The 14,164-nt window shown below is 41.5% G+C and carries 13 protein-coding genes; 1 reads left to right on the top strand and 12 read right to left on the bottom strand.

Annotation, left to right across the window (positions count from 1 at the left end; all coding sequences use genetic code 11):
- Positions 1-4: 4 nt before the first annotated feature.
- From EW142_RS09060 to rpsO, 10 genes are all read right to left on the bottom strand, one after another.
- Positions 5-751 (bottom strand): hypothetical protein, encoded by a 747-nt coding sequence (locus EW142_RS09060; RefSeq protein WP_130612968.1) that lies wholly within the window; start codon positions 749-751, stop codon positions 5-7.
- A 66-nt stretch (positions 752-817) separates the two neighbouring features.
- Positions 818-1,804 (bottom strand): YpdA family putative bacillithiol disulfide reductase, encoded by a 987-nt coding sequence (locus EW142_RS09055; RefSeq protein ID WP_130612965.1) that lies wholly within the window; start codon positions 1,802-1,804, stop codon positions 818-820.
- Positions 1,801-2,460 carry a ribulose-phosphate 3-epimerase gene (rpe, locus tag EW142_RS09050; protein WP_130612962.1) on the bottom strand — a complete coding sequence of 220 codons (660 nt, stop codon included), beginning with the start codon at positions 2,458-2,460 and terminating at the stop codon, positions 1,801-1,803. Before rpe ends, EW142_RS09055 begins: the two co-directional genes overlap by 4 nt.
- Positions 2,461-2,564: 104 nt before the next feature.
- Positions 2,565-4,265, bottom strand: a complete 1,701-nt coding sequence (locus EW142_RS09045) for a serine hydrolase domain-containing protein (protein WP_130612959.1) — start codon at positions 4,263-4,265, stop codon at positions 2,565-2,567.
- A gap of 33 nt (positions 4,266-4,298) precedes the next feature.
- Entirely contained in the window at positions 4,299-5,099 is an 801-nt protein-coding gene (locus EW142_RS09040; RefSeq protein ID WP_130612956.1) for a type 1 glutamine amidotransferase domain-containing protein, read from the bottom strand.
- Positions 5,100-5,175: 76 nt separating this feature from the next.
- Positions 5,176-6,231 carry a helix-turn-helix domain-containing protein gene (locus tag EW142_RS09035; RefSeq protein WP_130612955.1) on the bottom strand — a complete coding sequence of 352 codons (1,056 nt, stop codon included), beginning with the start codon at positions 6,229-6,231 and terminating at the stop codon, positions 5,176-5,178.
- Between the two features lie 98 nt (positions 6,232-6,329).
- Complete coding sequence (locus tag EW142_RS09030) at positions 6,330-7,109, bottom strand: leishmanolysin-related zinc metalloendopeptidase (protein ID WP_130612953.1); 780 nt, start codon at positions 7,107-7,109, stop codon at positions 6,330-6,332.
- 290 nt (positions 7,110-7,399) lie between these two features.
- Complete coding sequence (locus EW142_RS09025; protein ID WP_073180565.1) at positions 7,400-8,263, bottom strand: sigma-70 family RNA polymerase sigma factor; 864 nt, start codon at positions 8,261-8,263, stop codon at positions 7,400-7,402.
- A gap of 161 nt (positions 8,264-8,424) precedes the next feature.
- Complete coding sequence (locus tag EW142_RS09020) at positions 8,425-10,632, bottom strand: polyribonucleotide nucleotidyltransferase (protein ID WP_130612951.1); 2,208 nt, start codon at positions 10,630-10,632, stop codon at positions 8,425-8,427.
- A gap of 196 nt (positions 10,633-10,828) precedes the next feature.
- Positions 10,829-11,098 carry a 30S ribosomal protein S15 gene (rpsO, locus tag EW142_RS09015; protein WP_130612949.1) on the bottom strand — a complete coding sequence of 90 codons (270 nt, stop codon included), beginning with the start codon at positions 11,096-11,098 and terminating at the stop codon, positions 10,829-10,831.
- A gap of 153 nt (positions 11,099-11,251) precedes the next feature.
- Between rpsO and EW142_RS09010 the strand changes: the two genes are divergently transcribed.
- Positions 11,252-12,136, top strand: a complete 885-nt coding sequence (locus EW142_RS09010; RefSeq protein ID WP_130612947.1) for a hypothetical protein — start codon at positions 11,252-11,254, stop codon at positions 12,134-12,136.
- Positions 12,137-12,185: 49 nt separating this feature from the next.
- Here the strand turns inward: EW142_RS09010 and accD are convergent, their stop codons facing one another.
- Together accD and fbaA are read right to left on the bottom strand one after the other, a co-directional pair.
- Positions 12,186-13,046 carry an acetyl-CoA carboxylase, carboxyltransferase subunit beta gene (gene accD / locus EW142_RS09005; RefSeq protein WP_130612945.1) on the bottom strand — a complete coding sequence of 287 codons (861 nt, stop codon included), beginning with the start codon at positions 13,044-13,046 and terminating at the stop codon, positions 12,186-12,188.
- Positions 13,047-13,083: 37 nt separating this feature from the next.
- Entirely contained in the window at positions 13,084-14,151 is a 1,068-nt protein-coding gene (fbaA, locus tag EW142_RS09000) for a class II fructose-bisphosphate aldolase (protein WP_130612943.1), read from the bottom strand.
- Positions 14,152-14,164 lie beyond the last annotated feature (13 nt).

Here is a 14,164-nt window from a genome sequence, read left to right as displayed (position 1 = left end):
ACTTCTACTTTCGATATGAATTTATGGCCTCGCTGAAAAATTGAACGGCCGTATGCTTATCCACTCCATTGGCTGGTAGAACAGCACCTTTGAAACCGTTATTCAACCAATCTCCGGTCGTTAAAGTTTGGAAATTGGAAGTGTCAAGACTGTCATGACCCTGGTAGCCACTAATGTAGAAATAATGGTCATCGACTAAAGCGTCAGGTATCGATAGTCCAAAACCCACTGCAGTATTTCCATTTTTTAAAGGTGCAAAAGCGCCTGTGTCGAAATGATGGGGCCAAATGCGAACATCTGAGGTCAAATTTTCTTTATCCAATACTGCAATCAGAACTTTTTGGGCAAGACTTCGCAAATTCACCAAGCTGTTGATTTCACTCTTATCTGAAAGTTGAAAAATATCCTTGGAACTCATACTATAGGGAAGCTCATAGTGTAAATCATATTGGTAGGATTTTTTTGAATTTAAAGCTTGGGAAGCTTTTTGAATCCATTTCACCACATCTTCATGCGATTTTCCATGCAGCGACAGCGAAAGAGAATCCTGAGCAACCCAATTCAAGGAAAAATTAGCATAATCCAAACAAAGTTTGGTTCCATCGGCATCCAATGGCCAAGTCTCAAGGCCTTTATTTTCTATAGAAAAACCAAGGTTGGTGTGGCTGTCATCATCCTTTTTATCCAAGAAACTGATTCCTGCGGTGGCGAGGTATTGCGCCGCAAGGTGCAGCTGAGTGAGCATATCCATTTTAGGTATGTTAGGGTTGTTCCCTAAATGTAATGATTTTCCAATGGAAGACTTTTGGAACCAGGACTAGGACTCTTCCACCAACTGCATCTTATCAAGAATGGCCTTAACGATAATTTTGGCATGTATTCTTGAGTTTTCGATAAACCACTTGTGGGTTTCCATGCCTCCACAAATGACCCCTGCAAGAAAAAGCCCATCCACATTGGTTTCCATGGTTTTCTGGTCGTATTCAGGCAAGCGCTTTTCATCTGCTGAAAGTCGTATCCCCAGTTGCTCCAAAAACTCAAAATTGGGCATATATCCGGTAAGCGCCAGGACAAAATCATTTTCAAGGGTCACAGAACCCTCTGGGGAATCAATAATCACCGTATTATCTGTAATCTCTTTGACGGTGGAATTGTAGTACGCCTTTATGCTACCTTCTTCAATACGATTGATGATATCGGGACGTACCCAATATTTAACACGTTGGCCCACTTCTGGCCCACGAATGATCAAAGTGACCTCTGCGCCTTTTCGCCAACATTCCAAAGCAGCATCGATAGCTGAGTTGCTCGCACCGATAACGGCCAATTTTTGACTGGCGTAAAAGTGAGGGTCTTTGTAATAGTGAGATACCTTGGGCAAATCCTCTCCCGGGACGTTGATTTTATTGGGAAGGTCATAAAAGCCCGTGGCTACGATAACATTCTTGCCATGATACTGGTCTTTTGTCGTCTCAACGAGAAAGCTATCCTGAAATTTTTGAACCCCGGTCACCTTTTCAAAAAGGTGAATGTTCAACTTGTTGGAAGTGACAATTCTTCTGTAATATTCCAAGGCCTCGTTTCGCTTGGGCTTCGCTTCTTTACTGATAAAAGGGATGTCGTCAATTTCAAGTTTCTCTGAAGAAGAGAAAAACTGCATATTGATGGGATAGTTGAACAAGGAGTTGACAATGGGTCCCTTTTCAATGATTATATAGGAAAGTCCTTTTTTTTTAGCTTCCAAACCACAAGCTATACCAATTGGTCCTCCACCAACAATCAAAATATCATAAACCTGACTCATGCAATTTCCTTTTTTAATTCGGATATAGTCAAAGTAGGATTTTCACTTTTGAAGACAAAACTTCCGGCCACCAATACGTTGGCGCCAGCTTCCACCAATCTTTTGGCATTGGTTGCATTGACCCCACCATCAATTTCAATTAATGTATTGGTGTTTTTCTTTTCTATTAATTCTTTAAGGGCAGAAACCTTGTTATATGTATTCTCTATAAACGATTGCCCGCCAAATCCAGGGTTCACGCTCATTACACAAACCAAATCAATGTCCTCCAATGAGTCTTCCAGCAAATGAACAGAAGTATGTGGCGTAATGGCCACCCCCGCCTTCATACCTTCTCCTTTAATGGCTTGGATTGTTCGATTCAGGTGGTTGCAGGTTTCATAGTGTACAGTCAAAACATCGGCACCAAGGTCTGCAAATTCTTTGATATAACGGTCTGGGTCAACAATCATCAAGTGTACATCCAAGGTTTTTTTGGCATGTTTGGCAATAGCTTTTACCACAGGCATTCCAAAGGATATATTGGGTACAAAAACCCCATCCATAATATCAAGATGGAACCAATCTGCCTCACTTGCATTCACCATTTCAATATCGTGTTGAAGGTTTCCAAAATCGGCTGCCAAAAGGGAAGGTGCTATCAAACGTTTGCCCATAATATGATTCAAATTTATGGTACAAAAGTAGCGAAATCAAATGGTATGCGTGCTTTGCGCCATTCTGATTTGAGGACGTATTGGCAACCAATTAACAAAGAAAGCTATAGACTGAGTTTTTTGAATTGCATGTTTTGGATTCCATCTGTATATATGGCAAAACCGATAATTGCTCCTGATTGATTTCTTTGAAATCTAATACTGCCCATGGATGGCGTGGGACTTCGAAAAACATCGTTGCTAACTGAATGAAAAGTCAGCTCTGAACCTTCGGGACCAAGAGCAATAAGTTGTCCCTTTTCAACCTTAAAATGGTATACTAAATTTAGGTCTTGCATTAGGAACCTACCGGTGTATCCTTCAAGTTCTTGGGGTGTATATTCAACGGGTTGATATTGAACATAGGTATACGGCCTACTATCCCCTAAAGTAATCTCGTAAGCCAAGTTTTCATCAATGGTCTTAAAGGAAAATATAATCTTTTCGTCCCCTTCGATTTGCAACTGGAACCTGTCCTCTCCAGTAAGCGGAAGCATGGGTGCTCCCCGATCCGCTTCGAGTCGTGCATAAAAAAGCGTGTCTTCAACTATATGGAGTTTTCGAGCTATACCCCGTTTTGCATCCCAATAATGTCCTTCAAATTTTTTTAATTGCTTTGGGGGTACGTTTTTAGAATCAATTTGTGTAGGATCAATGGAACTGGGCTCGGTATACTCGTTTTCAATGAAGTGGTTGGCCTGAAGCATGGCGGGCATACCATTATAGGTATTGTTGTTCCCTATTACAAAAGAGGTAAGTTCTTGTTCTGGAAATCGAAATACGTTTGCTGCATAGCCGCCTGCAAGTCCAAATTGCCAAAAAGCGGGCAAACCGCGTTCCTTGTGATAGAATGCTCGACCAAGTGTAAGTCTTCCCCACCAAGATTCAAAGACAGAACCATCATCCAGTTTTACCGGTTCATCCAGCCTTTTTATAAGGCTGGCAAGTTCTGATTGTGAATTGCCCGTTAGGGTGTCGTACCATTTCAACAGATCTTGGGCGGAAGTATAAAGATTGGTTGGCCCTGCGTTCCCGATATTCGTTTTGCGAAAGAACAACTCCTCCTCTGCAATTTGGTAGGACTTAGCGACGTTGGGAATGATGGTATTATAGTCTTCCACAAACATCGTATGATTCATTTGTAGGGGTCCAAAAATGTTCGTCCCAGTAAATTCCGAAAAGGATTGCCCAGAGGCTTTCTTTATGATTTCTGCCAAAAGGGTCAATTCGGTTTTGGAGGTCATAAAGGAAAATTGAGTGCCCGGCACAAAATTCAATTTGCGTTGGCTTTTTATCAATAGAAGGGCATCTTCATGGGTGAAAACATCATTTTCCTGTTTGCCAAGTAACCCTTTTAGCATCTCATAGTCGTTCAATCCACTGGAATGATTTAGTAAATGTGATACCGCGAGAGGGTGTTCGTATTCTGGAAAGTCAGGGAGGTATTTTTGAATGGGATCGTTCCAAGCAATCTTACCTTGTTCTTCCAATAGCAGTATAGCCAAGGCAGTGAATTGCCTGGACAGATAATCAACCTGAAATTTGGTCTGCGGGGTGATTGGTTTTTTGTTTTCAACATCGGCCAGACCAAATGCTTTGGTGTATTTAATTGTTTTTCCATAGATTAAACCTGAGGCCACCCCAGGAGCATCTTTATCTTTCCAAGATTGGAATATACTATCGATTTCTTGCTCTTCTATTGGGGAAAGTTGTGCCAGTGCTGATAGGGTTCCGCAGAAAAAAATAAAAAGGAAAGTCTTTTTCATGATAAGGTCTAAAAGTTCTTGTATTTGATTTTCTTATTTGGAAGCCAATGCTTCAACTACTTTATGGGCAACTGATGCAGCAGCAGTTGGATCTTGTCCCGTAATCAACCGATTATCCACTACAAAATAATTGTCCCAGCCTTCTGCGGAGAAACTGAAGATCCCACCTCGTTCTTTAATGGTCTGTTCTATGGAAAATGGAAATTGCTGATAGTAGAGGGCGTCCATATTTTCAAAAAGGTCTGGGAACCCGTTTACTTTTTTTCCTTCGTACAAGAAGGATCCTTCCTTGGTTTTTAGATTGACCAAACCGGCTGTACCATGGCAGATGGCAGAAACTACCCCGCCATTTTCTTCGTAAATGGCCATGGAAATTTTCTGGATTTGTTCATTTTCTGGTACTCCAAACATGGCTGCTCCACCACCTCCGTAATAAACGGCGCTGTATCTTGAGGGGTCTATTTCTTCTGATTTATGCGTGTTTTTCAACAGCTTCATAAATTCAAAATCATAGAGATACTGTTTTTCAATGGAATCGGAAGTGCTGAGATACCCAATGGGAATGGCTCCTCCTTCGGGACTTACAAAGTCGATGGCAAAACCTGACTTCTTAAATACATCATAGGCGAGAACAATTTCTGCGAAGTGGTTCGCTGCATTGATATCTGTTTCACCATATGTATGTTGATTTGAAACAACAAAAAGTACTCGCTCCTTTTCAAGTGAATTCTGAGGTGCTTCTGATGTAAGGGAAGAGTTCTCCTTGTTTGCGCTTTGGTTCTTAATGCAACCTATGAGCCCTATCAGGAGGCATACTGCTAAAAGTTGTTTCATCGCCCTAAATTTTTAAAAGCAATTTGTGCTTTTTATGATGGACGCAGATAAGAGATTATAAATTAGGAGTTCGGATTTATAAATACGAACCCCGAAGCTGGGCTTTATATTGGGCAGGAGTGGAGCCCGTTATCTTTTTGAAAGTAGTGTAAAAGGTTGATTTTGAATTAAATCCACATTCGTATCCAATCGCCTCTAAGGTCAATATATCGTTGGAAGCCAACATTTTTTGCGCCTTTGCTATGCGATGTTCGTTAATAAAAATTGGAAAGCTTTTACCTAGATTATCATTGAGCAACTGTGATAATTGATGTACGGATAACTGCATTTTCTTGGCAATATCAGAAGACTTCAGATTGGCATTGGTAAAGGGTTCCTCATTTTCCACAAGCTGGGTCAGTTTGTCCAATAATGCTTTGGCTTCAGAGGTGGCAATTCGTTTATCAGCATATTTTTGCTCAGGAATGAACAGATGGGATTTCTTTTTTCGGTTGATGAAAACCAACAAGGCGAGAAGGTAAAAAAGAAAGGAAAAAGTCAATGCCCCCACAATGTAGTACGTGAAATTGGTAAAGAAATAGGCGGCCCAAATCATGAGGTTGCCCAGAAAAATACTCAAAAGCCAAACCTGTTGGGTCTTTAAGCTTTTGGAGCGATAGAACAGTTGTTTCAAATCTCCCCGTAGTACCCATCCAGAAATAAGAATGTAAGCCAGCCACTGCAGGTAAATGCCATAAACGATATAAGGTCTCCATAAATCTACGTGAGTCTCAAAGGGATAAATAATCCCAATGATCAAAATAAAAGGTATCAAAATGGCGAGGTGATACTTCCAATTCTTTACTATGGAACTATTGGGCTGCACAACCGATTTGACATAGAAGTACAAAAACGGCCCAATAAAAAAGCAGGCTGTAATCCCCAATTGAAGATAAATGAAGGCCAAATCAGGTTTAAAATAGAAGAAAACCGATTTTCCAATACGTACACTCATCATCAGCAGAAGTACTCCCAAAAACTTGCTTGAAATGTGTTTGGGTTTGGCTATCAAAAGGAAATAAAGGCCCAAGCAAAGTCCATTAAAAGCGCCAAGTGCACTAAAGAAAAACAAAAGGGCCCAATTGAATTCCATAAGAAAGTGTATACTGACTCTTGTTCCCTAAAGTAATCATTTTTGGATGAGCTTCGAACACAAGCAAGGATGAACCTCCCTTTAATAGGCCCCAGAAATCAGTCGATATAGGCAGATTCTGGCAAAATTATGGGCTGACATCTCAAAATTCGCCTGCTACACATTTTACATTGCCTATTTTCATCAAGGGATTTCAATGCCAAAAGTTCTGGGTCTGGTAATGAATAATCATCCGCTACGATATAATTTACCTCGTAGCCCATGTCTTCAAAAGCAGCTATGGACAACCTGCTAATGGGGTTTTCGCCAGCATCGATGAAGCCTGTCATTAGCTCGTTGTCAAAAACAAGCTCTCTCCAATGACCATCCCGGGTGCCCGATCCTCCTGTGTTGGCAACAGGAACAGAAGTAGTATCAGAATCATCTATCAGGGTCTGATATTCGCGAATGGCGTTTTTTCCCGTGAATCGAGGGTCGTCAGTGCCTTCCCCTGAAATAAGGTTCAACAACTCTTGGGACCAAAGGGTTCCAAAGCCCAAAACATGACCCATTTCATGAATAATAACGTCTTTTAAGCTGTTTTCGGCTTCCAATCGGGCCAAATCTGCCGTGTCAAAGCGCATAAGGCCCGTGGCGGGTAACAAACTGCCCGAACGAAGCTGCGTTGGCCCGGCTTGACCTAAGATTCCTGAGGCTCCATCAATACTGGTGCCTTGGGCATCAATACGAACGTTTTCGACAATTTCACCGTTGGCAAGCTGTACACGGGGTAAGCTTCCTGTAATAATTTCCGCCCAACGGGCAGAAGCGTCATCAAAAACCATTTCTTGATTGGGAGTGAGTCCTCCTAAAAACTGAATATCAATGCTAAAATCCATATGAGCAGGGGTTAAATATCAAAATATGATGGCTACTAGATATCTACGAGCAGGGAAGTCCAAAAGTCCGCGGCATTGAAAATTTAACAAAAAATAGGGCTAAAAGAGGATATTTTGTTAAAGAGAAAGGTATATAAATGAAAAAACTCCGGTAATCAGCCGGAGTTTATTCATCAATCAAAAAACGAACAGTCATGATAAACTGTTATAGGTTTACAAATTACAACTTTCTTGCCAAAAAACCAATTTAAGGTATGTTTAACTGTAATTTGTGTTGATAATCCTTAAAATTATCCTAAATACGTCTTCAAAATCTTGCTTCTGGAGGTATGTTTCAACCTTCTGATTGCCTTCTCTTTAATTTGACGTACACGCTCTCGGGTCAGGTCAAAAGTTTCGCCAATTTCCTCCAAGGTCATTGAGTGCTGTCCGGCCAAACCGAAGTAAAGACGGATAACATCAGCTTCTCTGGGGGTCAAGGTTTCCAAAGCTCGTTCTATTTCAGTGCGAAGTGATTCGTGCAATAATTCCTTATCTGGATTGGGAGATTCCCCACTTCTAAGTACGTCATATAGGTTGGAATCTTCACCATCGATCAACGGAGCATCCATAGAAACGTGACGGCCCGAATTTTTTAAGGATTGTTTCACATCCTCAACGGTCATGTCCAATTCTTTGGCAATTTCCTCCGCAGAAGGTACCCTTTCATGGGCTTGCTCCAAGAAGGCAAACGTCTTGTTGATTTTATTGATAGAACCAATTTTATTCAAAGGCAGGCGAACAATACGGGATTGTTCGGCCAGGGCCTGAAGAATGGATTGACGAATCCACCATACTGCATATGAAATGAATTTAAATCCACGGGTTTCATCAAAACGTTGTGCCGCTTTGATTAGTCCCAAGTTTCCTTCATTGATCAAGTCAGGAAGGGTCAATCCTTGGTTTTGATACTGCTTGGCAACAGAAACCACGAATCTGAGGTTGGCTTTAGTTAATTTTTCCAAGGCTATTTGGTCTCCCGCTTTGATTCGCTGTGCCAATTCCACTTCCTCATCGGCGGTGATCAAATCCACCTTACCGATTTCCTGTAGATACTTGTCTAACGATGCGGTTTCCCTATTGGTAACCTGTTTTGTAATCTTTAACTGTCTCATCTATTTTATCCCTTCAATTTAAGTTTGTGAGCAGAGCTCATTAGTTTATACGTAGAAAAAGACAAAAAGTTACAATTTGGTAAAACTTATTTGGATAATTTTTCGTAAACAAGAAACCCCGGGGTTTTCCCGGGGTTTTATTTACATCTAGGACTGTGGACCTAGTCTCTTCGTGGTTTTCTATCGCGATTTCCACCTCTGCGGTCGCCTCCACGGTCGTTTCTTGGAGGACGTTCCTTATACCCTTCCGGTTTTGGGAGCAAAGCTTTTCTGGATACTTTCTCCTTTCTGGTTCTAGGATCGATTCCAAAGTATTTAATATCGATGGTATCTCCCATGTTGACCACATCGGTCACCTTGTCGGTACGTTCCCATGCCAACTCTGATACGTGCAGCAATACTTCATTGCCAGGGGCTTCGGTATATTCAACAACTGCACCAAAATCAAGTAGTTTTATGACTTTTACCTCATAAATACTACCTACTTCGGGTTTAAACATCAAAGCGTCAATTTTGGCGATAACCGCATCAATACCATCCTGACCAGTACCCAGAATTTCCACAATACCTTCTTCGGTTTCGGGATCTTCGTTGATAACAATAGTGGTATTGGTTTCTTTTTGAAGTTCTTGAATCACCTTTCCTCCTGAACCAATTACTGCACCAATGTATTCTCCAGGAATAATTTTGGTAACAATTTTTGGAGCGTAGGATTTTACCTCTGGTTTTGGTTCTGCAATGGTATCCGTAAGTTTACCAAGGATATGAAGTCTTCCATCTTTGGCTTGCATTAGGGCCTTCACCAAAATTTCGTAGGACAGGCCTTTTACTTTGATATCCATTTGGCAGGCCGTGATACCGTCTGCGGTACCAGTCACCTTAAAGTCCATATCTCCCAAATGGTCTTCATCACCCAAAATATCTGAAAGAACGGCGTATTTGCCACTTTCGGTATCGGTAATCAATCCCATTGCAATACCAGATACAGGTTTTTTCAACTGAACACCAGCATCCATCAAAGCCATGGTTCCAGAACAAACGGTAGCCATGGATGAGGATCCGTTGGACTCCAATACCTCTGAAACAACACGTACCGTATATGGACAATCTTCAGGAATCATTCCTTTTAAGGCACGTTGGGCCAAGTTTCCGTGACCTACCTCTCTTCGTGAAGTACCTCGAATTGGTCTTGCTTCCCCAGTTGAAAAAGGAGGGAAGTTGTAGTGCAAATAAAAGGTTTCTTCCCCTTCAAAGGACGGCATGTCAATTTGATTCGCCTCTCTGGAGGTACCTAAGGTTACAGTGGCCAGGGCCTGGGTTTCTCCTCTTGTGAAAATGGAGGAGCCATGAACTGATGGCAAATAATCGATTTCACACCAGATGGGGCGAATTTCATCGGTTTTACGTCCATCCAAACGGAGCCCTTCATTTAGGGTAAGGTCTCTAACCGCGGCTTTTTCAGCTTTATAGAAGTATTTGGAGACCAAATCTCCAATTTCTTCCAACTCTTCTTCTGAAAAGGTTGCTTTTACCTCTTCCTTTATGGCGTCGAATGCAGCACTTCTTTCTTGTTTGGCCGAACCTGCTTTGGCTATGGCATAAACCTTGTCATACGTAAGGTCATGTACCTTTTTGGCCAAATCTTCATCTTCTACCTCTGGCTCATACTCACGTACTTCTTTCTTTCCGAAAGCTTCTGCCAACTTAATTTGGGCAGCACATTGTACTTTAATGGCTTCATGGGCAAATTTAATGGCCTCAACCATTTCTTCCTCGGAAATCTCATCCATTTCCCCTTCGACCATCATTACAGAATCTGCAGAAGCACCAATAACCATATCGATGTCTGATTCTTTTAATTGGTCTCTGGTTGGATTGATGATCAATTCACCATTTACTCTACCCACTCTTACCTCAGAGATGGCGCATTCAAATGGGAAATCTGAAAGTTGGATGGCGGCAGATGCGGCCAAACCAGCCATTGCGTCTGGCATTACGTTTTCATCATGTGACATCAATTGGATCATCACTTGCGTCTCAGAATGATAGTCCTTCGGAAAAAGAGGGCGAAGAACACGGTCAACCAATCTCATGGTCAATACTTCACCATCACTGGGGCGTGCTTCACGTTTGAAGAATCCTCCGGGATAACGCCCGGCTGCAGCAAATTTTTCGCGATAATCTACCGTAAGAGGTAAAAAATCAACATCACTTTGTTTGTAGTTGGAGACAACTGTACATAGCAACATACATTTGCCTGATTGGACAACAACAGAACCATGGGCCTGTTTTGCCAATTTTCCGGTTTCGATAGAAATTTCCCTACCGTCACCGAGGTCAATGACCTCTTTAAAAGTTTTTGGAATCATAAAATTAATCTTACCCGTTTCGATACGGGTCGTTAAACATTTGGTCTACCGTCTTCCGGACGGTCGGGTTGTGTTGTTGTGTTGACCAATGAAAAACTGAAAAAGCAGCTTTTTATGTTGGTTTTGGTCTTAGGGGACCAAAACGGGAGGCTGATACCCAGCCAAAATAAAAGGGAGGCAAAACCTCCCCATTATTTTATTTTCTAATACTTAATTCCTTGATAAGGCTTCGGTATTTTTCAATATCTTTTTTCTTCAGGTAGTCCAAAAGGCTTCTTCTTTTACCTACCAATTTTACCAAAGAACGCTCAGTGGCAAAATCTTTGTGGTTGTTCTTTAGGTGTTTTGTCAAGTGATTAATACGGTACGTGAACAAGGCAATCTGCCCTTCCGTGGAACCGGTGTTTGTTTCAGAACCGCCATGTTTCTTGAAGATGTCGGCCTTTACTTCCTTAGATAAATACATTCCAATATTAGTTTAATGATTTTTATGTATTTGATTGTCTTTCAATCAGCGTGCAAAGATAATCCTTTTTTCAGAATGAAAAATTTTTTCCTCCGAGATTAAACCTTTTTGATTTGGGTGGGTCATAGAACCAAATCCTAAAATTCAATCATTATGAAAAAGAGTCTCAAACAAATGAACTTTTTAAAAATTGCCCCACTTGCTATAGGTCTTGCACTTTTAACAGTGGTATCCTGTACCAAGGAAGAAGAAACGGCTATCGATACAGCTGCAGATCAAGATGAGGTTATCACCGTTGCTGAACTGCAGGCCAGTGATGAAACAGAATTGATTTCAGAAGAAGTTTCAACAATTGCGGAAGACGTATATGCCGCAGATGAAATTTCGTTGACAGCCAAAAGTGATTACGCTTCAGATTATTTACCTGATTGTGTGACGATCACTACAGTTGTGACAGATACGACACGAGAGAAAACCATAGATTTTGGTGATGGATGTGAGTTGCCCAATGGCAATGTGCTTAGTGGAATTATCTTTTTAAGCTATGCCAAGGATATGGAGGCAGCATCCAAATCCATTGCCCTTACTTTGGAAAATTTCACGTTTAACGGTGTGGCTGTTGAAGGGTCTGCTGATGTACTTCGTGTACGTGCCAATGAAAATGGCAATCCGCAGGGAACAGTTAATGCTTCATTTAGTGCTACATGGCCAAATGGCGATACAGCTTCCTTTAATGGAACTCGTACAAGAGAGTGGATTGAAGGTTTCGGAAGTGGTTTTTGGGGGGATAATGTCTTTTTGATCACCGGGAAAAGAACCTATATCGGAAGATTGGGCAATGTGTATGTAAAAGAGGTGATAGAGCCCTTGCGAAGAGAATTGGCGTGCCGATTTATTGTAAGCGGTGTTTTGGAAATCTCAAGAAACGACAATACGGCCAGTTTGGATTTTGGTGACGGGAGTTGTGATGCCAAAGGCATTTTGACCTATCCTGACGGAACTGAACAGGAAATATTTCTTAGAAGATTCTTGAAGTAGATTTGTTCTGGTTGTAACTGAAAAAGCCTGCGTAACGCAGGCTTTTTTTTTATGCTCTTATCGGTTGATTTTGTATTAAGTCGATGTAAAGATTCACTTTTTCTTTTAAATCCCTTCGATGGGTGATGAAATCGAGAAACCCGTGCTCTTTTACAAATTCCGAGGTTTGGAAACCTTCGGGCAAATCCTTTCCAACGGTATCTTTTACAACCCTTGGGCCGGCAAATCCAATCAGCGCTCCAGGTTCAGAAATATTAATATCCCCTAACATGGCATAGGAGGCCGTGGTTCCACCTGTTGTGGGATCTGTGCAAAGGGAGATGTATGGAATTTTCGCTTCTGCCAATTGCGCCAATTTTGCCGAAGTCTTTGCCAACTGCATCAAGGAAAGAGCGGCTTCCATCATTCGGGCGCCCCCCGATTTTGAAATCATCAAAAATGGAAGCTTTCTACGTTTGGCCACATCAATGGCACGAGCTATCTTTTCTCCAACAACGCTTCCCATAGATCCACCAATAAAGCTAAAATCCATACAAGCTACCACCAATTCTTTTCCCATTGATTTTCCAACAGCCGTGCGTACCGCATCTTTCAATTTGGTTTTTTGCTGTGCCGCCTTTAGGCGATCCGAATATTTTTTGGTATCCACGAACTTCAGTGGGTCTTTCGAGGATAGTTTTTCATCAAGTTCTTTGAACTTATTGTCGTCAAAGAGAATTTCGAAGTATTCTTTACTGCCTATTCGAACATGGTAATCATCTTCGGGGCTGACATAAAAGTTTTTCGCTAATTCCTCTGACTCAACAATTTTTCCTGTGGGCGACTTATACCAAAGCCCCCTAGGGGTGTCTTTCTTTTCCTCAGTAGCAGTCTGAATTCCTTTTTCCTTTCTTTTAAACCAAGACGACATGTAATCAAAATTTAATTAAACAGCTATTTTCGGAATATTAAAGCGTATTGACATTATTAAGGTCTTCAAAAGCCTTTTTTAATCGGGTCACAAAAGATTTTTCCCCTTCACGAAGCCAAACCCTTGGATCATAGAATTTCTTATTGGGCTGGTCAGCACCATCAGGATTTCCAATCTGCGATTGTAAGTAGCCTGATTTATCAGAAACATAATCCCGTACACCAGCTAAAAAGGCATACTGAAGATCAGTATCAATATTCATTTTTATAACTCCATAACCAATGGCCTCTCTAATTTCCTCAACAGTCGAACCAGAACCGCCATGGAAAACAAAATCGATATGATTATGTTCTACACCATATTTTTCTGATACAAATTCTTGTGAGTTTTTCAAGATTTTGGGAGTCAAGGTCACGTTACCGGGTTTATATACCCCATGAACATTTCCAAACGCCGCAGCTACAGTAAACCTCGGGCTTACCTTGGACAATTCTTCATAGGCGTATGCGACTTCCTCGGGTTGGGTATATAATTTTGAGCTATCAACGTCCGTATTATCCACTCCATCCTCTTCACCTCCGGTAACACCCAACTCAATCTCCAAGGTCATTCCCATTTTGCTCATTCTTTCTAAATACCCCTTGCATATTTCTATGTTTTCTTCAAGTGGTTCTTCGGAAAGGTCGATCATATGAGAACTAAAAAGGGATTTTCCGGTTGCCTTAAAGTGTGCTTCGTTGGCATCCAACATACCATCCATCCAAGGCAATAATTTCTTGGCACAGTGGTCGGTATGCAAGATTACCGTGGCACCATAGGCCTCGGCCATTTCATGAACGTGCTTTGCACCAGCTACCGCCCCAAGAACAGCTGCTCTTTGGTTTTCGTTGGACAATCCCTTACCAGCGTTGAACTGGGCGCCTCCATTTGAAAATTGAATGATAACCGGCGAATTCAGTTCCGCTGCAGTTTCTAAAACGGAGTTTATTGTATTGGAGCCAATTACGTTTACCGCAGGTAATGCATAATTGTTGGCTTTAGCGTGATCAAAAATAGCTTGAACCTCGTCACCTGTAGCCACTCCGGGCTTTATATTGTGGGACATAAATCAGTTAGTT

The organism is Flagellimonas allohymeniacidonis, assembly GCF_004296335.1.
Classification (GTDB): domain Bacteria; phylum Bacteroidota; class Bacteroidia; order Flavobacteriales; family Flavobacteriaceae; genus Flagellimonas; species Flagellimonas allohymeniacidonis.
Note: the sequence above shows the minus strand (reverse complement) of the source record. Positions and strands in the feature narration are given on the sequence as shown.